This is a genomic window from Rhodococcus indonesiensis, assembly GCF_047782815.1.
GTDB lineage: Bacteria > Actinomycetota > Actinomycetes > Mycobacteriales > Mycobacteriaceae > Rhodococcus > Rhodococcus indonesiensis.
Window position 1 is genome coordinate 5142760 of record NZ_CP180630.1, and the last position, 20760, is coordinate 5163519.

Below are 20760 nucleotides of genomic sequence, written 5' to 3' on the forward strand. Positions count from 1 at the left end.
TGGTCGTTACTGAGCGGTGAGTCCGCCGTCGACCGGAATGGTCACGCCGGTGATGTAGCTGGCATCGTCACTGTTGAGGAAGGCGATCACCGAGGCGATCTCCTCCGGCTGCGCGCCCCGGCCCAGCGGGATGGTGGCGACGAAGTCCTTGGTCAGAGCCGAGACATCGGCGCCGGGCTCGCGGCCGAAGAACTGCGAGAGCATCGGGGTGACGACCTGCCCGGGGCAGATGACGTTGACCCGGATGCCGTCCTTCGCGCCGAGCAGGGCGAGGGAGCGGCCGAAGGGGACGAGCGAACCCTTCGTCATCGAGTAGATCGGGCTGAAAGGCGAACCGATGAGTGCCGACGTCGACGACGTGAGCGTCACCGACCCCTTGCCCTCGGCCTTCTTCAGCAGCTCGAACCCGAGCGTCGTGGAGTAGTACGCGCTCTTGACGTTGACCGCGATGTTCTTCTCCCACTGCGCGTCGTCGACGTCGAGGCCGCCCGGGCCGGGCATGCCGACCTGGGCGTGCAGTGCGTGCAGGACTCCGTGGTCGGCGTCGATCTTGCCGAACAGCGAGCGGAGATCGGCGTTGTTCGTCGCGTCCACCCGCATCGGAGTGGCCTGACCGCCCTCGGCCCGGATCTCCTCGGCGACGGTGACCGCCCCGTCCTCGGACAGGTCGGCGACGTACACGTGACCGCCCTCCTGGGCGATGCGATGGCTGATCGCGCGGCCCATGCCCGAACCGCCACCGATGATCGCGGCGATACGTCCCTCGTAACGACCCAGCATTTCGTTCACCTCGTTCTCGATAAGTTCTTCGTTGATGTGCAATGTCAGGCGCGCTGATCGAACGTGCGGCCCAGCAGTTCGGAGACGATCCGGGTGCGCTGCATGGTCGGCGTGCCGCCGGCCAGTGCCCATCCGTGCGAATCGCGGTGCAGCCGCTCGATTCCGAACTCCTCGGTGTACCCGTTGCCGCCGTGCAGCTGGATGGCCATGTCGGTGACGCGCTTGGCCATTTCGTTGGCGGTGCACTTGGCGAGGGAGACCTCGAGCGGATCGGGCAGGCCGTCGGTGATGTTGGCGACCGCGCGGTCGCGGAGCAGGCGAGCGGCCTCGACCTGCAGGACCATGTCGGCCAGCGTCATCTGGACGGACTGGAACTCTACGAGCGGCTTGCCGAACTGGTAGCGCTCCTGCACGTAGGTGATGGTGCGGTCGAGCGCCTCCTGCCCGATGGCCAGGCTCATGGTCGTGTTGCCCAGGCGCTCGATGGTGAACGCGCCGAACAGCTTCCGGAAGCCACCGGCCTCCGCGACGATGTTCTCCTCCGGGACGACCACGTCGTCGTAGAAGATGTCGGCCGAGGGGATCCCCCGGAAGCCCATGAGCTTCTCGCGCGCGCCGTAACTGATGCCGGGCCGGTCGGCCTCGACGAGGACCGCTCCGATGCCCTTGGCGCCGGGGGCGTCGCCCATGCGGCAGTAGGTGAGGTAGACGTCGGCCTCGCTGCCGTTGGAGATCCACCGCTTCATGCCGTTGACCACGACACCCTCGTCGGTGCGCACGGCCTTGGTCGTCATGTCGGTGGCGGCGGAGCCGGCGTCGGGCTCGGAGATGGCGACCGCCATGGTCTTCTCCCCCGCGACGATCTGCGGCAGGAACGTCTTCTTCTGGTGTTCCGTGCCCAGTCGGGCGATGGCCTGAGCCGGTCCGGTGTTGGATTCGAAGATCTGGAAGGCCGCCGGCCGGCAGACCTTGGCGAACTCCTCGATCACCGCCAGGGCGTGGGACAGCGGAGCGCCGGATCCTCCGTATTCCTCCGGCAACGAGATGCCGAGGTACCCCAGCTCACCGAGGAAGCGGCGCTCGTCGTGCGGGAAGGCGGTGCGTTCGAGATCCCACTGCGCAGCCTTCGGTGCGTAGCGCTCCCGGGCTACGGTCGCCGCGGCCGCACGGATGTCCCGGAGCTCGTCGTCGACGTGCGCTTTCGCCATGTCCCCACCTTTCTGTGTTCATCATTAACCTAAAGCGCCCGCCAGATGTGGTCAAGGTCACTCAGTTCGATGACTCACATACTAACCATGATAATGATTAAGAGGCAACGGGTTGTCTCACAGCTTCCTCGCGTCGCGCCCCTTCGCGGAGCGCCGCCCCCTTCCCTGCCGGTACGTCATGATGTGTAATACATCACAATCGTTATCATTATTCAGGGAGGTCACATGACGACCGTCGATCCGCGTCCCGGCACTCTCGAGGAGCTGGCTCACCGCCTCACCCGCCTCGAGGACCGGGCCCGCATCCAGGACCTCGTCGCCGCCTACGCCATCGCGGTGGACGATCACGACATCGAGACGCTGCTGTCGCTGTTCACCGAGGACGGCGAGTTCGAACGGGCCGGCTCCGTCGCCCACGGGCACGAGGAGATCCGCGAGTTCTACGTCGCCGCCATGGACAGGTACAGCCTGACCCTGCACTCCCCGCTCAGCGACCAGATCTGCGTCGAGGGCGACACTGCTCGCGGATTGCTCACGGGCAGAGCCGAACTCGCCCTCGACGGCACTCTCGTGATGGCCGCCTACCGGTACTCCGACGAGTACGTCCGCGACCGGGACCGATGGCTGTTCCGGCGACGGAGCCTGCGGTTCATGTACGCCGTGCCGTTCGAGAAGATGAACGCGGGATTGTGCACGACCGAACGCATCCAGTGGCCCGGCACCCACCCCCAGCGCGCCGACTTCCCCGAAAGCCTGCCCACCTGGTCCACCTACCGGTGAGCCGCGGTGTGATGCACGCCATATCGAGCGCCTGACCGTGGTCTATAGTAACCATCATCATGAATTAGTCCCGCGAGTGGAGGAGAGCCCATGACCCGCGCCGTCATCGTCGATGCCGTCCGGTCCCCCGTCGGCCGGGGCAGAGCGCAGGGCGCGCTGGCCGGCGTGCACCCCAGCGATCTGCTCGGCCAGGTCCTGGCCGGGTTGGTCGCCCGCAACGACCTCGACCCCGGCCTGATCGACGACGTCGTCATCGGCTGCGTCAACCAGTCCGGCGAACAGTCCGCCACACCGGGCCGGCAGGCCCTGCTCGCGGCCGGATTCCCCACCCACGTGCCGTCGGTGACCGTGGAACGCAAATGCGGCTCCGGCCAGCAGGCGATCGACTTCGCGGTCCAGGGCATCGTCGCCGGCGCGTACGACATCGTCGTCGCCGGCGGCGTCGAATCGATGAGCCGGGTCCCGATGGGATCGGCGGCCATGGGCAAGGACCCGCACGGGCCCGCCGTCCGCGAACGCTTCCCCGATCTCGTCCCGCAGGGCATCGCCGCGGAACTCGTCGCGCAGAAGTGGGCCCTGAGCCGCGCCGAACTGGACGAGTACTCGGCCCGCTCGCACGAGCGCGCCGCACATGCGCGTGCCGCCGGATGGTTCGACGATGAGATCGTCCCCGTCACGACGCCCACCGGAGTGGTCACCGCCGACGAGACCATCCGCGAGGGCACCACCGCCGAGCGGCTCGCCGGACTGCCCGCGGCCTTCGGCACCGACACCTGGCGTGAGCGCTTCCCCGACCTGGATTGGAAGGTCACCGCGGGCAACTCCTCGCAGATCTCCGACGGCGCGTCCGCTCTGCTGATCATGTCCGAGGCGAAAGCCGCCGCCCTCGGTCTGCGCCCGCGGGCCGCGATCGTGGCCTCCGCGGTCGTGGGTGACGATCCCACCCTCATGCTCACCGGCCCCATTCCCGCCACCGAGAAGGTCCTCGCCCGGGCCGGACTGTCGGTCGCAGACATCGCCGCCTTCGAGGTCAACGAGGCGTTCGCGTCCGTCCCCCTCGCCTGGCAGCGCGAGATCGGCGCGTCCGACGACGTCCTGAACCCGGTGGGCGGCGCCGTCGCCCTCGGACATCCGCTGGGCGCGTCCGGGGCCCGGCTGGCGACCACGCTGATCGGCCACCTCGAACGCACCGGCGGCCGCTACGGCCTGCAGACGATGTGCGAGGCCGGCGGCATGGCCAACGCAACGATCGTGGAACGGCTCTGAATTCCTCACGAAGACAGGAGAAGTCATGGACATGACCAACGGATCGGCGGTCGTCACCGGCGGGGCCTCCGGCCTCGGCCTGGCCACCGTCAAGCGCTTCGTCGGCCTCGGCGTGCCGACGGTGATCCTCGACCTGCCCACCTCGGACGGGGAGGTCGTCGCCAAGGAACTCGGTGAACTCGCCGTGTTCGCCCCGGCCGACGTCACCGATCCCGACGCAGTGAACCGCGCGCTAGACGCGGCCGAGGAGCGTGCTCCCCTGCGCGCCGTCGTGCACTGCGCCGGCCGCGGCGGCACCGTCCGCGTCGTCGAGAAGGACGGCACCCCCGGCTCGCTCGACATGTACGAGAACCTGATCCGGATCAACCTGATCGGCTCGTTCAACGTGCTGCGCCTGTCGGCCGCCCGGATGGTGAACAACGAACCCGTCGACGGCGAACGCGGCGTCGTCGTCCTCACCGCGTCGGTCGCGGCGTGGGAGGGCCAGATCGGCCAGATCCCCTACGCCTCCGCCAAGGCCGGAGTCGTCGGCATGACCCTCGTCGCCGCCCGTGACCTCGCCCGGAAGCTGGTGCGGGTCAACAGCATCGCCCCCGGCACCTTCGACACGCCGATCCTGTCCCGATTCTCGCAGGAGATCCGCGACGGTCTCGCCGCCCAGACCCCGCACCCCGCCCGTCTCGGGCAGCCCGACGAGTACGCGAAGCTCGCCCTGTCGATCGTGGACAACGCGATGATCAACGGCGAGACGATCCGCATCGACGGCGCGATCCGCATGCAGCCCCGATAGGAGACAGACATGGACACCCCCGTACACGTCGAACAGTCCGACGGCGTGCAGATCATCACGATAAACCGGCCCGAGGTGCGCAATGCGATCGACACCGAGACCGCCGTCGCGATCGCTGCCGCCCTCGAGGAACTCGACGCCCGCGACGACCTCGTCGCCGGCGTCGTCACCGGTGCCGGGAAGACCTTCTGCACCGGCATGGACCTGAAGGCCTTCCTCGCCGGCGAACGCCCCTCCGTCGAGGGTCGCGGCTTCGCGGGCATCACCGAGAAGTCCTCCGACAAGCCGATCATCGCGGCGGTCGAAGGGCACGCCGTCGCAGGCGGTTTCGAGATCGTACTCGCGTGCGACCTCGTCGTCGCGTCGGAGACCGCCGTCTTCGGCCTGCCGGAGGTCAAGCGCGGCCTGCTCGCCGGGGGTGGCGGTCTGCTGCGGTTGCCGCGCAAGGTTCCCCATCAGCTCGCCGTCGAATGGAGCCTCACCGGCGAGTACTTCACGGCGCACACCGCGTACGAGGCGAAGCTGCTCAACCGGCTCGTCCCGGAGGGGCAGGCGCTGACCGAGGCCGTCGCGCTGGCGAAGGCGATCGCGAAGAACGGCCCGCTCGCGGTGCGCGCCACCAAGCAGATCATCGCGCAGGCCCGGGACTGGTCCAACGACGAGGAGTTCGAGCGCATGCGCGAGATCTACGAGCCGGTGCGTTCCTCCGCCGACGCGAAGGAAGGCGCGCTGGCGTTCAAGGAGAAGCGCGAACCGGTCTGGCAGGGACGCTGACCGAACGACACGGGGCCCGGGGATTTCTCCCCGGGCCCCGTTCGTGTTCGTGCCCCGCAGTTGGACCGAATGTCACATCGCGTCGATCAGATCGACGCGATGTGACATTCGGCCACAACAAGAGTCAGGCCGACGGCTTCGACACGACCACCTCACGGCTGCCGTCCCATTCGACGAGCACACCCGGGGTACGCATGTCGTGGCCCTCGAAGGTGATTTCGCCCTGCGCGCCGTCGAACCCTTCCGCGGTGACCTGCTCGAGGCCGCGCTGGATGTCCTCGCGGGACGCGCCGCCGGACGCCTTGATCGCCCGTGCCAGCAGCCAGGCAGCGTCGTACCCCTCGGCCGCGTAGTTCAACGGGTCCTCGTTGTACTTCGCCCGGTACGCCGCGACGAACTCCTGGGACGACGGTGCCGGCTGGTCGAGGGTGAAGTTGGCGGTCCAGAACATGCCGGCTCCGTCGGCGCCCGCCGGGACGAGGTTCTTCGCGCCGGCGCCGGTCTGGCCCAGCACCGGTCCCGTGTAGCCGGCCTGACGCAACTGCCGCATGGCCGTGGCGTTCTGGGCGCCGGTGAGCAGCATCGCCACCGCGTCGGGCCGTTCCCCGGCGATCTTCGTCGCCGAGGACGCGAAGTCCTGGGTGGTGTTCTGCACGGACGTGGTCGAGACGATCTCGTACCCGTGCTCGGACTGCCCCTCGGGAAGGTTCTTCTCCGCCATCTCCGCCAGCGCCGGGTTGGCGGCGTTGAACAGCACGCTGACCCGCTCGACCCCGAGGTCCTCGAGGTGGGCCAGGGAGGTGCCGATGTGTGTGGTCTGCGGCGGCGTCGCGCGGAAGGTGTAGTCGCCGCCGAGCACACCGTCGCTGGCGGATTGGGTGTAGACGGTCGGCAGCTTCGCCCGGTCCACGATCGGGGAGATCGCGATGGCCTGAGCGCTGGAGATGCCACCGAGCAGCGCGCTGACCGACCGGTCCGCCGTCGCCTCGGTCGCCTGGCTCACGGCGGTCTGCGTGTCGCTGGCGGCGTCCCGGCTCTCGAGCACGAGGGTGGAGTCGCCGAGGAATCCACTGCTGTTGACCTGTTCGACGGCGAGTTCGATGCCCCGGAACTGGGGCAGGCCACCGAAGGCGGTCAGACCGGTCTTGTCGGTCACCGAGACGATCTTGATCTCGGCGGGCATCTCGCCGGACCCGACGGTCCCGCCGCCGCCCGACCCGCACGCGGTGGTCAGGGCGAGGCCGGCGACACCGGCGAACGCAGCGACGGCAATACGTTTGTTCTTCATTCTCTTCCGTTCTCGGTTCAGTTGTCGGTTCCGGTCAGCGCGGCTTCACCGAGGAAGGCCAGCACCACCGACGAGTGGTTGCGTGCCTCGTCGACCGGCCCGGAGTACACCGATTCACCGCGGTTGACGACGACGACGTCGTCCGCGATCCGCATGCCGGCATCGGCGTTCTGCTCGACCATGAGAACGCCGATGCCCCGGTCGGCGATGGTGCGCACGCTGGCCATGACCCGGTCGACCACGGCGGGGGCCAGCCCCATGGACGGCTCGTCCATGAGGATGTACTCGGGCTGCGACATGAGGCTGCGGCCGAAGGCGAGCATCTGCTGCTCGCCGCCGCTGAGCAGACCGGCGGGTCCGGACTGCCGCTCCTCCAGAATGGGGAACATCTCGAACACGGTCCGCATCGATTCCTCGCGGGCCTTCTTCGACGCCACCAGGCCACCGATCTTGAGGTTCTCGTGCACGGTGAGCGAGCCGAACACCTTGCGGCCCTCGGGCACCAGCGAGATGCCTCGCTTGAGGATCCGGTGGGCGGGCCATCCCTTGATCGACTCACCGTCGACGAGGACGTCGCCAGAGGTAGGCGTGGTCAGGCCTGCGACGGTGCGCAGGGTGGTGGTCTTGCCGGCGCCGTTGGCACCGAGGACGAGCGTCACCCGGCCCGGCCGCGCGGTGACGGACACCCCGCGTACCGCACTGACCTTGCCGTAGTCGACGTGCAGATCACGAATCTCGATCATCGTTGTCCTGCTTTCCGAGATAGGCCTCGCGCACCGCCGGATCGCGCACCACGTCGGCGGGGGCACCGGAGGCGATGAGCTGTCCGGAGTTCATGGCGAACAGGTGATCGCAGACGTCCACCATCATCTGCACGTCGTGTTCGACGATCAGCTGGGTGAGTCCTTCCGCACGCAGGTCGGACATCAGCCGGCCGATCTCCTCGCGTTCGAAGCGATTCATGCCGGCGGTGGGTTCGTCGAGCAGCAGCAGCTTCGGCGACATCACGATCGCGCGGGCGATCTCGACCCGGCGCTGCAGACCGTACGAGAGCTGACCCGGACGCAGCTTCTCCTTGCCGTCGAGCCCGGTGCGTTCGAGCGCGGTGTGCACGGCCGCCTCGGCGGCGTCGCGCTCGGTGCTGTCGACCCGCCGCCACCACCGTCGCGGTCCTGCGATCAGGTCGTGCCCGAGCTGGACGTTCTCGTGCACGGTGAGATCGTCGAGGAGGCGGACGGTCTGGAAGGTGCGTCCGATGCCGAGCCGGGCCACCTGCTCGGGCCGGACACCGGAGAAGTCCCGGTCCTCGAAGAACATCGATCCGCGGGTCAGGGGCGTGAGCCGGGTGACGGCGCCGAGCAGGGTGCTCTTACCCGAGCCGTTGGGCCCGAGGATTCCGGAGATCAGACCGCGCTCGAGACCGAGGGTGATGCCGTCGACCGCCTTGATGCCACCGAAGTGGACCGCGAGGTCCTCGACGCGCAGCACCTGATCCGGAATCCGCCGGCCGGGAATGCCCTCGTGGGGAACGGCTTCGGTGGTCATCGCGATTCTCCTGTCGGGGCGGAGTGGGCGCCGGTGCCCGCGAGTTCGGCACCGAGTTCGGCGGCGGCCTCGTCGTCGGCGGCGTCGGCGCGACGTTCCGCTTCGGCCTCGTCCTCGAGCGCCGCGCTGTCGCGACGGGCAGTGCGGCGACGGTACAGGTCGGTGACGACGCCGGTGATGCCGCCGGGCATGAAGATCGCGGCGATGGCGACGATGATGCCGTAGACGATGCTCTGGTAGGTGCCCACCTGCTCCAGCATCACCGGCAGCCAGGTGAAGATGAGGGCACCGATGAGCACGCCGAGCCAGGACCGGGAGCCACCGACGATGATGATCGTCAGGGCGAGCACGATCAACGGGAAGCCGATGTTCTCCGGGGCGATGGCCGTCATCATCAGGATGTTCAGGGCGCCACCGAGCGCGCCGAGCACACCACTGATCACGAAGGACATCCGGCGGTAGCGGGCGACGTTGACACCCATGGCCGAGGCGAGTTCCGGGTCTTCGCGGACCGCCTCGATGCGCCGGCCCATGCTGCCGCGCTCGCTGAAGATCATCGCTGCGACGACGACCGCGCAGACGACGGCCAGGTGCGGGACGGAGATCTCCGGGGTGGTGAGCACGCCGAACAGGCCGACCGAGCCACCGGTGAGTTCACCGCCGTTGTGGGCGACGACGGTGACGATCATGACGAACGCGACGGTGGCCATGGCCAGGTACAGGCCGGTGAGACGTTGCAGGATCAGCGAGAGCAGGTATCCGGTGACCGCACAGATCGCGACGATGGCGGCGGTCGCGGAGATCGCGTCGAATCCGTAGTGCAGCACAAAGATCGCGGTTCCGTAGGAACCCATGCCGTAGAACGCGGCGCCGGCGAAGGAGAACACTCCCATCCGGAACTGGATCTGAATGCTCAGGGCGAGCAGCAGGACCGTGAACGTGCTCTGGATGAGGACGATGTTGGAGAAGTAGAAGTCGCTCATACCCGTCGCACCTCCTTCCTTCCGAAGATGCCCTGCGGCCGCAGCAGCAGAACAGCGAGGATGAGGCCGAAGCCGACGGCGTCGACCCAACCGCCCCCGGTGTAGCGGAGCACCAGGACCTCGGAGAACGCGAGCACCATGGCACCGAGTGCGGCGCCGCCGGTACTGCCCACACCACCGAGGATGATGATGGCGAATGCCTTGATGAGCAGGGTTTCACCGCTCTCGGCCGTGATGGCGCCGAGGTTGTAGGTGAGCAGGGCGCCGGCGAGACCGGCGAGACCGCCCGACACCGCCATGGTCAGCAGCGACAGCTGGCGCCGCTTGACGCCCATGAGTTCGGCGGTCTCCGAGTCCACGCCGATGGCCCGCAGGGCGAGACCGTGGCTGGTGTTCTTGAGCCAGAAGGAGATCGCCAGCGTGAGGATCAGGGCGCAACCGAGCACGATCAGCCCCGTGCTCGTCAGTCGCAACCCCCCGATCGTGTAGACCGACGTCTCGTAGGAGCTGCCGACGAAACCGAACGGCTCGCTCAGCGTGCGGAACTGCACGATCGCCACTGGGATGGTGCCGATACCGATACCGCCGATGAGGATCTGCAGTTCGGCCGTCCGCTGGTTCTTGGCCCGGCGCAGGATGGGCTGGAACGCGAAGACGTCGATGGCCGCCGAGAGCGCCGCGCCCACCACGACGGAGATCAGGCAGACGGTGACGAGCCCGAGCCCGACGTGGGAGACGATCTGGGAGGCCACGAACGCGGAGAACATGAAGATCCCGCCGTGGGCGAAGTTGAGGATGTCGATCGTTCCCCAGGAGATGCTCATTCCCAGGCAGAAGAGCAGGTAGATGGAGCCGAGCACGAGTGCGTCGATCACCAGCTGTGACATGACCCCTGCCTTCCTCCGGCCGGGTTGCCCCGGTGACTGTGCGATGTTCCGGTCATTCGTCGAACTCCTTGGTGCACGGGTGCGGTGAGGTCCGCACTATTCCGCCGATTCCTGGCCGTCGAGCAGCACTTCTTCCGTGCCGTTCCATTCGACGAGCACGCCGTCGACGCGCATGTCGTTGCCTTCGAAGCGCACCGGCCCGAGCGCGCCGTCGAAGCCCTCGGCCACGACCTGCTCGAGACCGCGCTGCAGGTCGTCGCGGGACGCACCGCCCGAGTTCTTGGCCGCGTGGGCGAGCATCCAGGTCGCGTCGTAGCCCTCGGCCGCGTAGTTCAGCGGGTTCTCCCCGTTGTACTTGGCGCGGTACGCCTCGACGAACTGCTGGGACGTCTCGTTCTTCTGGTGGAAGCTGAAGTCGGTGGCCCAGTACATTCCCGCTCCCGCGGCACCCGCCGGGGCGAGGTTGCCCGCGCCGGCGGCCGGGTTGCCGACGACGGGGCCGGTGTAGCCCGCCTGGCGCAGCTGCGACATGGCGGTGGAGTTGCCGGCACCGACGAGCAGGACGATCACGGCGTCGGGGTTCTCACCGGCGATCTTCGTTGCGGTGGTACCGAAGTCCTGGGTCGTGGCCTGGACGGAGGTGCTCGACAGGATCCGGTAGCCGTACTTGTCCTGGCCCTCGGGGATCGTCTTCTCGCCGAGTCCGGCGAGCGTGACGTTGCCCGCGTTGTAGAGCACGCTGACGGTCTCGGCGCCCTGCTGCTGCAGGCGCTCGAGTGCCTTGACGAAGTAGGTCTCCATCGGCGCCGTCGCGCGGTAGGTGTAGTCGCCGATGACGACACCCTCGCTGCCGGACTGGGTGAAGATCGTCGGCAGCCCGGCGCGTTCCACGAGCGGGGCGATCGCGACGGCGTGGGCGCTGAGGACCGGGCCGAGCAGGGCGCTGACGCTCTTGTCGGTCAGCGCCTCCGTGGCCTGGCTGACGGCGGTCTGTGTGTCGCTCGCCGAATCGCGCTTCTGCAGAACGATCTTCGAATCCCCCAGGTAGTTCTGGTCGTTGATCTCCTCGATGGCGAGTTCGATGCCCTTGAGCTGACTGTTCCCGACGTAGGCCGTGGTGCCGGTCTGGTCGGTCACGGAGACGACCTTGATCTCGGCCGGTAGATCACCGTCGGCGACGGTGCTGTTCCCCCCGGAACTGCAGGCGGCCGCGAAGAGGACGCCGAACGCGCTCGCAGCGCCGAGCAGGCGGCGCCGGACTTTCCGGTCGACTCGAGACATGTGTGCACCTTCCGGTCGAATGATATGCATCATTAGTCGTGATGCCCGTCACAGTAGAGCCACGTGCGGGAAAAGTCCAGAGTTCGATCCGAACATGCGCAGGAATTATCGGCGGGTGGGGACGGCCACGGGAGGCACGGCGACGGCCGGTGCCCACCGCCCCCGCCCTGCTGCCGCGACGGTCACGCAGAACAGGACGAAGATCGTTACCGCACCGGCGGATCCGTAGGAGTAGCCCCACGCGGACGACAGGGCGCCGGCCACCAGGATCATCACCGCCGCGAAGCCGTACGACGAGCATGCATACAGCGACGTGCTCCTGCCCTGCTCCACCGGCGTCATCCCGGCGGTGAGCAGGATCAGGCCCTGCGCATAGGCGAATCCCTGTCCGATGCCCCACAGGAAGCTGCCGGCCAGCACCGGCCACAACGTGTGCGCGAGGAGCCCGGCAGCGACGAGCACACCGCCGCCGGCGAGCAGGAGCAGGCACAGGCCGGGCCCCGGGGCGCGGCCCACGGCACGGGCGACGTAGGGACCCAGCCAGGCAGTGACGAGCAGGATGATGGCGGCGAGGACACCGATCACCAGTAGCTCGGAGCCGATCCCGTCCCGCAACGCCGACGGCAGCACGCCGACGGCGATACCGCCGACGGTCCAGCCGGCCGCGCCCAATCCGTAAGCGGGTAGCGCGTTCCGGGACGACCCGGGGTCCGCCCGGGGTGGGAGAGGCCCGGGGGGCCGGGTGGGTTCGTCGTGCCGGAGCGCGGAGAGCCGGCGCCTGCTGCGCCACAGGGCGGCGGCGAGCAGCAGTCCCGAGAGCACGAGCGAGACGGCATGCAGCCGGTAGATGAGCACGGTGGGTTCCGGAAGCAGCTGGGCGACGGTGGCCGCGGCGATCAGACCGAGGAACGAGCCGGCGATCGCGCCGGTCGCCGCGAGGGTGCGGCCCGCGTCACCACGCGCCGCGACGGCCAGCGTCGCGGCGGATCCCGTGGCGAGCCCGACGCACGTTCCGGTCAGCGCGCGGCCGACGAAGAGCAGCCAGGCGGTGTCCGCTCCGGACCACAGGGCGACGTCGCCGAGCAGCCCGACGACGAGCGCTCCGGGCAGCACGGCCCACGCGAACCGCCCGAGCGAGGTCCGGCTCACGAGCAGGAACATCGACACCAGGGCGACGAAGTACGTCACGAAGAGGGCGGCCAGCACGAACGGGGACAGGCCCAGATGGTCCTCGTACAACGGGAGGATCGGCCCCGGAATGTTGGATCCGACGACGGCGAAGGTGAAGGCCGCCGCCACTGCGGCACCGAGGAGCACCGAACCCCGGCCGGGACGATCCGCCCGGACCGCGATCATGCCCGTACGGGCAGACTCTTCACCAGCGGGGGATCGTAATCGGTCTTTCCGATCTTGGAAGCGCCGCCCGGAGAGCCGATCTCGACGAAGAAGTCGGCATTGATCTGCGTGTAGTCGGCGCGGTCCTCGGGGACGTCGTCCTCGAAGAAGATGGCCTCGACGGGGCAGACCGGTTCGCACGCGCCGCAGTCGACGCATTCCTCCGGGTTGATGTACATCATCCGGCCGCCCTCGTAGATGCAGTCCACCGGGCACTCTTCGATGCAGGCCTTGTCGAGGACGTCGACACAGGGCTCGGTGACGGTGTAGGTCACGGCGCACTCCTCCGATTCGATGACTGCGTGATTTAAGTCATAATCATATTCATTGATTGATCGGTGTCAATGGGTGTCGGCCTCGAGTGCCTCGACGACCGGCCGGCGACGCATCACCGCGACCCCCGCTCCGCACACGCACGCCAGGAAGAACCCACAGAAGGCGTAAGTCGCGGGACGCAAGCCGATTCCGTCCGCCAGGAACCCCAGACCGAGGATTCCCGACCCGACGGTGGCGTATCCGGCGAGCCACACCATCGACACCACCTCGGCGGTCCGTCCCGCCGGGGCGTACCCGCGCGCGAGGGTGAGTCCGGCGAGCTGCGCCAGGCTCTGGCCCAGACCCGCCGCGATCGCCGCCACGACGATCACGGGCACCGAGGCGGCGCCGACCGCGACGGCGATCAGCACCGCAGCCAGCGCGGACACCGAGAGTCCCACCACCGCGACCCGGTAGATGCTCATCCGCCGGACGAGGAACTGGGCCGAGGCACCGGCACCGAAGACGACGAACGACACCGCCCCGGCCAGGGTGCGACTGTCGTTGCCGAGCAGGTCGGCGATCAGCGCCGGACCGAGGGAGATGAACAGCCCTGCCAGCGCGAAGGGGCTGCCGGCCACGGCCATGGCCAGCACGACGGTGCCCGCGATCTCCCGCGGGATACTCGGCAGCTGCACCCAGCGCCCGCCCACCCTGGCCGAGCGACCGCCGACGGCGGTCAGCGGTATCACTGCTGCCGCCAGCGGAACGATCAATACGAGGAAGACCAGGCGGGTGGGTGCCGGTGCCACGTCGGCCAGCACCCCGGAGAGCAGCGGTCCCACGGCCGACCCGGCGACGGGTGCCGCACTGGCGTACAGCGCGGCGCGGCCTCCGCGGCCGGGGCCGAACGCGTCGGCGATCGCCGCCGATCCCGCCGCGCCGAACGCCCCGGAGGCGAGGCCGATGAAGAACCGGCCCGTCTCGAGCCAGAGCGGCGTGCGGGCCGTCGCGAACACGAGGCAGGCCACGATCGCGAGGCCGAGCGCCGGCAGCAGCACGGCCCGTCGCCCGAACCGGTCCGACGCCCGGCCGCCGAACACCAGCGCCACCACCGATCCGACGATGTAGCTCACGAAGATGAGGCTGACCGTGCTGGGCGGAAACCCCATCTCTCGCTGCCACACCACGTACAGCGGAGCCGGGGCGTTGCTCGCGGCGAACACGAGGAACACCGACGCTGCGATCCACGACGGCCGGGCCACCCGGCGCCTTTCCAGAATCCCGACCGACACGCGGCCTCCCTATTGATATGAATGATTAACCTAGAGAGTGGCACATTCCCGGCCCCCGTGGAGCGAATTGCCGGACCGTACGATGGCGGACTCCGACAGAAAGGTGCCGTACGTGGACCCCGAGGCCGACCCGTCCACACCGCTCGAGTCCTTCACCTCAGCCGTCCGCGCCGGCTGGCATGCTGTCAGCTCGGTGAGCGAACCCGCGCCGGCCGTGCTCGTCGTCCTCACCGCGGCCGTCGCGCTGGCGCTGGTGTCGGTGCGCCCGCTGTGGCTGGTGACCCGGCACGTGATCACCCAGGCCCACGAAGGCTCGCATGCGCTCGTCGCCCGGCTCGTCGGCCGGCGGCTGGCAGGCATCCGCCTGCACAGCGACACCTCGGGTGTGACCGTGTCCTCCGGCAATCCGCGCGGGCCGGGCATGATCGCGACCGCGTTCGCGGGGTACACCGGCCCGGCCGCGCTCGGGTTCGTCGCCGCGACCCTCCTCACCACCGGACGGCCCGCGGCGGTGCTGTGGTCGGTGCTCGCGGCCCTCGCCCTGCTGATCCTGTTGATCCGCAACTTCTTCGGATTCGTCTCGGTTCTCGCGGTCGGCGCGGTGATCGGCATCGCCGCGTACTACGGCGACGAACTGGTGCGCTACACCGTCGCGTACCTGACGACCTGGGTACTGCTGTTCGGTGCCACCCGGCCGGTGCTCGAACTGGCACGCACCCATCGGCGCGGCCGCGGGCAGGGTTCCGACGCAGATCAGCTGCGATGGCTCACCCGCGTACCGACGGCCGTGTGGATCGTGGCGTTCGCGGTCGTCACGCTCGGCACCGCGGCATACGGCACCGCACGGATCGTCGCGGCGCAGGTGCCCTGATCACGGTTCGAGTTCGAGCGCCACGGCCCGCACCGGCGCACCGTCCGCGCCCTGCAGCCGCAGCGGGAGAAGACTGATCAGCGGATCGGGAAAGTCGACGAGTTCGAGGTTGCACAGGTTCTCGCACCCGACGCCGCCGGCCTCGGCGACGAGCCGATGCGCGGAAAAGTCTTCTCCCAGAGCGGAGTCGATGCTCGGGGCATCGAGAGCGATGGTGTGCACGCCGCGTTCGAGCACCCACCGGCACGCATCCTCCGACAGGTAGGGATGCTCGAAATACGTGTCGGTGCCGTAGTGCTCGGCCCAGCCGGTATGCACGAGGACGATGTCGCCGGGCCCCGGTTCCGGCCCGCCGGCGAGGTGCCGCGGCGTCACGGCGGTACGCGGCGGCAGGCCCCGCACGTCCAGGACGACTCCCCGGCCGACGAAGCGGCCGAGGGGAACCTCGTCGATCGGTGCGGCCCCGGCGCGCATGTGCAGCGGCGCGTCGACGTGGGTTCCGGTCTGCGACCCCATCTCGATCCGTAGCAGGTTGTAGCCGTCGCGCTCGAGTGTCGCGTGCGGGCTCAGCACCGGGACGGGGTCTCCGGGATAGACCTGGGTGTCGCCGGAGACGGTTCGGCTCAGGTCGACGATCCGGCGCACGCGCATGCGCCGATGCTAGACCGAGTGCGATCGTGACCGTCGATACGTCGCAGCTCGGGCGCCGGTCCCGGACCGCCGCGCAAGGTGCGTTACCGCGCGGGTCGCAGATGGTGCCGGTCGGCGCGGTCGATGGTCACCGCCGCGACGAGCACACCGACCACGACCCCGACGAGCGTGTCGGCGATCCGGCTCATCGCGATCTCCGGGCCCAGGTTCTCGCCGAGCCCGGTGAGCAGCAGTGCCATCGCGGTCACCGCAACGGACGTCGCGGCATAGTTCTTCATCACGTACAGCTCGGCGACGACCTGCAGCACCACGATCGCCAGCGCGTACGGCCAGTAATCCAGGGACAGCGCGATCAACGCCGCCGCCAGCACGGCGCCCGCGACGTTGCCGAGCAGACGCTGGATCGCCCGCTGCACCGTCTGCCGGTAGTTGACGCCCTGCAACGCGGCCATCGCCCCCATCGTCGCCCACAGCGGGTGGTGCAGACCCGCCGCGGCGGCGAACCAGCCCGCCAGGAGCGAGGCGAGGAGCACCCGGGCGGCGCCGACGAGGATCGCGCGGTCCCGCAACCTTGGGACGCCCTCACGCACGAATCCGACGGGCCGTGCGAGGACGGGTGTTCCGGTCCCGTCGACACGGGGAATGGCGATGTCGCGCCGGACTCTCCGAAGTTCGACCTCGAATCGGGCGAATTCGGCCACCCGATCGGGCACGGCGTCGGACTCGGCCTCGTCGACGACCGTGCCGGCGGCGGCGAGCAGCGCGAGGAGTTCGCGGGTGTGTGCGTCCGCCCGACGGGAGCCGAGCGCGACGACGTCGTGAGCCCGGGAGATCGCGGCGCGGGCGCCCGGCACCGCGCAGTGGCCGTCGCGCTCGATTACCGAGACCGCCGCCAGGGCGCGGGCGACGGCGATTCGCGCGGGCCCGTGCGGGTGATACAGGGCGGGAACCATCGAGATCACCCATCCCACAACCACTCCCACAGACGCGGCAACGACCGCGTCCCGTACGTCCGTGGCGGTGCGCGCGAATCCGGCTGCGCCGGCGGCCGCGAAGACCAGGATGACCGGTCCCGGCCCGGACAGCCGGAAGGCCCCCAGAACCCAGAAGGCGAACCCGGCCGCTACCGAGAGCGCCGCAATCTGCATCCCCATCGGCACCGTGGCCGCGCCGACACCGGCGCCGAGTGCGACGTAGCCGACCACACCGAGTCCGACCATCGCCATCTTTCCGGCCAGTCGCGGATAGGGCTCGTAGCGTCCGAAGGCCGAGGCGAGCGCGCCGAGGGCGGCGAATCCGGCCAGGTGTGGCAGGTGCAGGAGGCCGCCTCCGACGAGCGCGACGAGCACCGCCGATCCCACGCGCAGCGCAGGCGCCACGGTGGCGTCGGCACTGCGGAATTCGAGCGCCTCGCGCCACGCGGCAGGCGACAGCGAATGCGCGAGCGCGGTCGTCGAGTGCCTGAGACGGTTGTGGTCTGGGATCGGGAGGGAGGGGCGCACCTCTCCAGCGTAGATATTTCAGAGATAAAGTAAATGTGAATTGAGTGTGAGACTCCTCGCTAGGATGGACCCATGTCGGACACCGCCCAGCCCGAGGACTTCGTGGACCACGTTCGGCTCGGCTGGGCCGAGACGCACCCCGGCTTCGACACCCGCCCGATCGACGTCATCGGCCGTATCACCCGGATCAGTTCCCTCGCCCTCTCCCAGCTCGACCGGGAACTCGTGCCGAGCGGTGTCACACGTCCCGAGTTCGAAGTGCTGTGCGCGCTGGCGCGCAGCAACACGCCTCTGCGTGCCAGCGAGGTCACGTCGGTCACCGGGTTGAGCGGCGCCTCCACCACCAAGCACGCCGACCGTCTCGTGGGGCTCGGGCTGGTCGAGCGCCGGCGTTTCGAGCGCGACGGCCGCGTCGTCCTGCTCTCCCTCACCGAAGCGGGCCGCGCCGTGGTCGACGCCGAGTTCCCCCGACGCGTCGAACGTGAGCGCCGCATGCTCGACGGCTTCACCGACGACGAACTCGACACCCTCACCGCGCTGCTGCGACGACTCACCCGCGCAGTCGAGGACCACACCCGGCACTGAGGCGGGCCGTCAGGGCATCTCGACCGTCTCGGCACGCTCGATCTCCCCGAGCGCGCGACGCAGGTACACGCCCGGGTCCGCCCGGCGGGCCGCCAGCAGGTCGGCCAGCACGACCAGGCCGGCCTGCAGGTACTCGTCGGGACGAGCCTTCGGTGCGTCGGGATCCGACACCCCGAGGGTGCCGGTGAGCACGGCCACCACCGTGTCCGGGTGCAGCGACGGCAGCCACGCCGCCCCCGTGCGCGCGCTGCGCTCGAACACCGCCTGCACGTCCTCGCCGGCCAGGCCGTCCGGGTGCAGCTCCTCGAGCAGCTCGCGCATCATCGTCGCGTGCACGCCGGCGACCTGCTCGTACGGCAGCGCTACCAACTCGGTCGTCGCGTCCTCCCAGGCCGGGACCGACCGCGTCCGGGCGGCGGCGAGCGCCACGCTGGTGTGCTCCGCGATTTCCCGCGCGAGCTGCGGCCAGTGCGTGGGCCACACGGTGTCCTCCTCGGGTCGCCGATGCTCCCGGCGAGCGCCGGCGCGTCACGACGAGCGTGCCATGCCGCACCGACACGGTCAGCCGACGCGGCGCTGCAGTTCGAGCGCATCCCAGGGCGCGTAGCCCTTGATGTCGTTGTCGAAGTACACGTACACGTCGCGCCCCTCGGAGCGCCAGCCACGGACCCGCGCCGCCCACTCGTCCAAGGTGTCGGGGGCGTACCCGCTCGCGTACAGCTCGGTGTCTCCGTGCAGTCGCACGTAGACGAAATCGGTGGTGGCCTCGGTCAGGAACGGGAACCGCCCGGCCGTGTCGGCGACGACGAGGGCGACGCCGAGCCGGGCCAGCAGTGCCGCCGCGTCCGGGTCCGTGAAGCTCGGGTGCCGCACCTCGAGCGCGTACCGGAGGGGCCGATCCGCCTCGGTTTCCGTCCACGCCCGATCGTCGGGAACCTTCTCGGTGTGGCGCACGGCGAGTGCCGCGGCCTCGGTCGTCGAGGCAGGCAACCGCTCGACGAACGCGGCGAGCCGCTCCGGCTCGAATGCCAAGGAGGGCGGCAGTTGCCACAACACGGGCCCCAGCTTCGGGCCGAGGGCGAGCACCCCGGACGCGAAGAAGTTGGCGAGGGCGTCGTCGACGTCGACGAGGCGCTTCATGTGGGTGACGTACCGGCCGCCCTTGACGGCGAAGACGAACCCGTCCGGTGTCTCGTCCCGCCACCGCAGGAAGCTCGACGGCCGCTGCAGCGCATAGAAGGTGCCGTTGATCTCGATCGATCCGAACCGCTCCGCGGCGTACTCGAGTTCGCGGCGCTGCACCAGCCCCGCCGGGTAGAAGTCACCGCGCCATTCGGCGTACCGCCAGCCGGAGATCCCGATCCGCACCTGAGCCATCGCTCCACGGTAACGCTCGTCACGACTGGGAATCGGATCGTCATTCGGCAGGCGGGGGGAACCGTACGGGCCTACGCTGTGCCCGAACTACGAGACCGCATCCTAGGAGTGGCCGTGTCCGAGAGAGCGTTCACCGCAAACGATCAGTTCAGTCCCCTGTTCAAACAGATGTGGTGGTTGGTGCTGATCCGGGGCATCCTCGCCGTGTTGTTCGGTGTCGTCGCCCTGGTGTGGCCGGGGATCACCGTCTGGGCCCTCGTGGTGGTATTCGGCATCTACGCCATCGTCGACGGCGTCGTACTCGTCTACCACTCGATTCGCGACCGGGCCCGCCTCGACGGCTGGGGCTGGTGGCTCGCGATGGGCCTGGTCTCCATCGCCGCCGGCATCGTCGCCCTCGTCTGGCCCGCGGCCACCGCACTCGTGGTGCTGTACATCATCGCGTTCTACGCGATCCTGTTCGGCGTCACCGGCATCATCGGTGCGCTGAGCTTCCGGAAAGTCCCGAACTCGGGATGGGGATGGTCGCTCTTCGCCGGCATCCTCGCGGTTCTGTTGGGTGTCGTGCTGCTGATCTTCCCCGGCAGCGGGATCATCAGCCTCATCTGGCTGTTGGGTATCTACGCCATCCTCTTCGGCGTGCTGCTGATCGTCGTGGCCTTCCAGGTCCGGAAGGTGGCGAAGGAGGCCGGGCTCGTGTGAGCCCGGCCCCCCGGGGCCGGCGGCGGGACTGTGTCAGGCCGCATCCTTCAGCCGGCCCCACGCATGCCAGCGGTCGATCTCGATCCAGGCACTGACCCGCGGCCGGTTGCGCACCCCGTAGGGCGTGCCGGTGTAGTGCCGCGCGACGCGGTCGATGTCGGTCAGCTCGGGGTCGTCGACGAACTCGACGACCCGTCCCTGGAGGCTCACGTGCGTCACCCAGTCCGCCGGGTCCATCGCGCTCAGGCTGACCCGGGGATCTCGGCGCAGGTGCTCGAGCCGCTTGCGCTCGGCGTCCATGTTCACCAGGATCCGGCCGTTCTCGAACAGGTACCAGGTGGGCACCGACACCGGATGTCCGTCGGCCCGCACCGTACTGATGGTGGCGTAGTTCGGCTGAGCGAGCATCTCGGCGACGGCCTGCGGCAGCGGAGGTCTGGGCACGGCAGTGGTCCTCTCGTCGGAAAGGTCGGGCGGTTCGGTCACGAACCTACGCCGGTTCGGGGCGAAACCGCCCCACGAGGGCGCGAGCGGGTCGACCATGG

23 protein-coding genes are annotated in these 20760 nt (G+C 69.1%); 7 read left to right on the plus strand and 16 right to left on the minus strand.

Annotated elements, in window-relative coordinates; translation table 11 throughout:
• Window positions 1-6 precede the first annotated feature (6 nt).
• Together ACM26Y_RS23625 and ACM26Y_RS23630 are read right to left on the minus strand one after the other, a co-directional pair.
• The gene (locus ACM26Y_RS23625) at window positions 7-780 is read right to left on the minus strand and encodes an SDR family NAD(P)-dependent oxidoreductase (protein ID WP_235157548.1); all 774 of its coding nucleotides are present in this window, start codon (window positions 778-780) and stop codon (window positions 7-9) included.
• Between the two features lie 44 nt (window positions 781-824).
• Window positions 825-1988 (minus strand): acyl-CoA dehydrogenase family protein, encoded by a 1164-nt coding sequence (locus ACM26Y_RS23630; protein WP_054374247.1) that lies wholly within the window; start codon window positions 1986-1988, stop codon window positions 825-827.
• A gap of 225 nt (window positions 1989-2213) precedes the next feature.
• On the opposite strand from ACM26Y_RS23630, the gene ACM26Y_RS23635 reads away from it, so the two are divergent.
• The 4 genes from ACM26Y_RS23635 to ACM26Y_RS23650 all read left to right on the plus strand — a co-directional run bounded on the left by ACM26Y_RS23635 (window position 2214) and on the right by ACM26Y_RS23650 (window position 5598).
• Entirely contained in the window at window positions 2214-2768 is a 555-nt protein-coding gene (locus tag ACM26Y_RS23635) for a nuclear transport factor 2 family protein (RefSeq protein WP_003938473.1), read from the plus strand.
• Window positions 2769-2858: 90 nt separating this feature from the next.
• Entirely contained in the window at window positions 2859-4034 is a 1176-nt protein-coding gene (locus tag ACM26Y_RS23640) for a thiolase family protein (RefSeq protein ID WP_416062114.1), read from the plus strand.
• 25 nt (window positions 4035-4059) lie between these two features.
• Entirely contained in the window at window positions 4060-4824 is a 765-nt protein-coding gene (locus tag ACM26Y_RS23645; protein WP_003938475.1) for an SDR family NAD(P)-dependent oxidoreductase, read from the plus strand.
• Between the two features lie 9 nt (window positions 4825-4833).
• Window positions 4834-5598 carry a crotonase/enoyl-CoA hydratase family protein gene (locus ACM26Y_RS23650; RefSeq protein WP_003938476.1) on the plus strand — a complete coding sequence of 255 codons (765 nt, stop codon included), beginning with the start codon at window positions 4834-4836 and terminating at the stop codon, window positions 5596-5598.
• A 124-nt stretch (window positions 5599-5722) separates the two neighbouring features.
• Here ACM26Y_RS23650 and ACM26Y_RS23655 read toward each other — a convergent pair whose 3' ends face one another.
• From ACM26Y_RS23655 to ACM26Y_RS23695, 9 genes are all read right to left on the minus strand, one after another.
• Entirely contained in the window at window positions 5723-6886 is a 1164-nt protein-coding gene (locus tag ACM26Y_RS23655) for an ABC transporter substrate-binding protein (protein ID WP_371382630.1), read from the minus strand.
• 17 nt (window positions 6887-6903) lie between these two features.
• Window positions 6904-7629, minus strand: coding sequence for an ABC transporter ATP-binding protein (locus ACM26Y_RS23660; protein WP_003938478.1), 726 nt, complete (start codon window positions 7627-7629; stop codon window positions 6904-6906).
• Window positions 7613-8431 (minus strand): ABC transporter ATP-binding protein, encoded by an 819-nt coding sequence (locus tag ACM26Y_RS23665; protein WP_416062115.1) that lies wholly within the window; start codon window positions 8429-8431, stop codon window positions 7613-7615. Before ACM26Y_RS23665 ends, ACM26Y_RS23660 begins: the two co-directional genes overlap by 17 nt.
• Entirely contained in the window at window positions 8428-9414 is a 987-nt protein-coding gene (locus ACM26Y_RS23670) for a branched-chain amino acid ABC transporter permease (RefSeq protein ID WP_003938480.1), read from the minus strand. Before ACM26Y_RS23670 ends, ACM26Y_RS23665 begins: the two co-directional genes overlap by 4 nt.
• Complete coding sequence (locus ACM26Y_RS23675) at window positions 9411-10301, minus strand: branched-chain amino acid ABC transporter permease (RefSeq protein WP_416062116.1); 891 nt, start codon at window positions 10299-10301, stop codon at window positions 9411-9413. Before ACM26Y_RS23675 ends, ACM26Y_RS23670 begins: the two co-directional genes overlap by 4 nt.
• Window positions 10302-10397: 96 nt before the next feature.
• Window positions 10398-11582 (minus strand): ABC transporter substrate-binding protein, encoded by a 1185-nt coding sequence (locus tag ACM26Y_RS23680; RefSeq protein WP_054372608.1) that lies wholly within the window; start codon window positions 11580-11582, stop codon window positions 10398-10400.
• Between the two features lie 105 nt (window positions 11583-11687).
• Window positions 11688-12938, minus strand: a complete 1251-nt coding sequence (locus ACM26Y_RS23685; RefSeq protein ID WP_416062117.1) for a quinolone resistance protein norA — start codon at window positions 12936-12938, stop codon at window positions 11688-11690.
• Window positions 12935-13252: a ferredoxin gene (fdxA, locus tag ACM26Y_RS23690; RefSeq protein ID WP_289382593.1), complete on the minus strand. Its 318-nt coding sequence runs from the start codon at window positions 13250-13252 to the stop codon at window positions 12935-12937. The genes ACM26Y_RS23685 and fdxA overlap by 4 nt, the downstream gene beginning before the upstream one ends.
• 66 nt (window positions 13253-13318) lie before the next feature.
• A complete protein-coding gene (locus tag ACM26Y_RS23695; protein WP_416062118.1) occupies window positions 13319-14527 on the minus strand; it encodes an MFS transporter in 1209 nt (402 codons plus the stop codon).
• Window positions 14528-14639: 112 nt separating this feature from the next.
• Between ACM26Y_RS23695 and ACM26Y_RS23700 the strand changes: the two genes are divergently transcribed.
• On the plus strand, window positions 14640-15398 hold the full coding sequence (locus tag ACM26Y_RS23700; RefSeq protein WP_040783722.1) for a M50 family metallopeptidase: 759 nt from the start codon (window positions 14640-14642) through the stop codon (window positions 15396-15398).
• On the opposite strand, the gene ACM26Y_RS23705 is transcribed toward ACM26Y_RS23700, so the two are convergent.
• Complete coding sequence (locus ACM26Y_RS23705) at window positions 15399-16049, minus strand: cyclase family protein (RefSeq protein WP_416062119.1); 651 nt, start codon at window positions 16047-16049, stop codon at window positions 15399-15401.
• A gap of 83 nt (window positions 16050-16132) precedes the next feature.
• Entirely contained in the window at window positions 16133-17551 is a 1419-nt protein-coding gene (locus ACM26Y_RS23710; RefSeq protein ID WP_416062120.1) for an FUSC family protein, read from the minus strand.
• Window positions 17552-17623: 72 nt separating this feature from the next.
• Between ACM26Y_RS23710 and ACM26Y_RS23715 the strand changes: the two genes are divergently transcribed.
• Complete coding sequence (locus ACM26Y_RS23715) at window positions 17624-18136, plus strand: MarR family winged helix-turn-helix transcriptional regulator (protein ID WP_003938489.1); 513 nt, start codon at window positions 17624-17626, stop codon at window positions 18134-18136.
• 9 nt (window positions 18137-18145) lie between these two features.
• On the opposite strand, the gene ACM26Y_RS23720 is transcribed toward ACM26Y_RS23715, so the two are convergent.
• Both ACM26Y_RS23720 and ACM26Y_RS23725 read right to left on the minus strand, forming a co-directional pair.
• Window positions 18146-18619: a hypothetical protein gene (locus ACM26Y_RS23720; protein WP_416062121.1), complete on the minus strand. Its 474-nt coding sequence runs from the start codon at window positions 18617-18619 to the stop codon at window positions 18146-18148.
• Between the two features lie 78 nt (window positions 18620-18697).
• Window positions 18698-19513 carry a DUF72 domain-containing protein gene (locus tag ACM26Y_RS23725; RefSeq protein ID WP_289378031.1) on the minus strand — a complete coding sequence of 272 codons (816 nt, stop codon included), beginning with the start codon at window positions 19511-19513 and terminating at the stop codon, window positions 18698-18700.
• A 108-nt stretch (window positions 19514-19621) separates the two neighbouring features.
• On the opposite strand from ACM26Y_RS23725, the gene ACM26Y_RS23730 reads away from it, so the two are divergent.
• A complete protein-coding gene (locus tag ACM26Y_RS23730; protein ID WP_059174542.1) occupies window positions 19622-20215 on the plus strand; it encodes an HdeD family acid-resistance protein in 594 nt (197 codons plus the stop codon).
• Window positions 20216-20248: 33 nt separating this feature from the next.
• On the opposite strand, the gene ACM26Y_RS23735 is transcribed toward ACM26Y_RS23730, so the two are convergent.
• On the minus strand, window positions 20249-20659 hold the full coding sequence (locus tag ACM26Y_RS23735) for a TIGR03618 family F420-dependent PPOX class oxidoreductase (RefSeq protein WP_003938747.1): 411 nt from the start codon (window positions 20657-20659) through the stop codon (window positions 20249-20251).
• Window positions 20660-20760 lie beyond the last annotated feature (101 nt).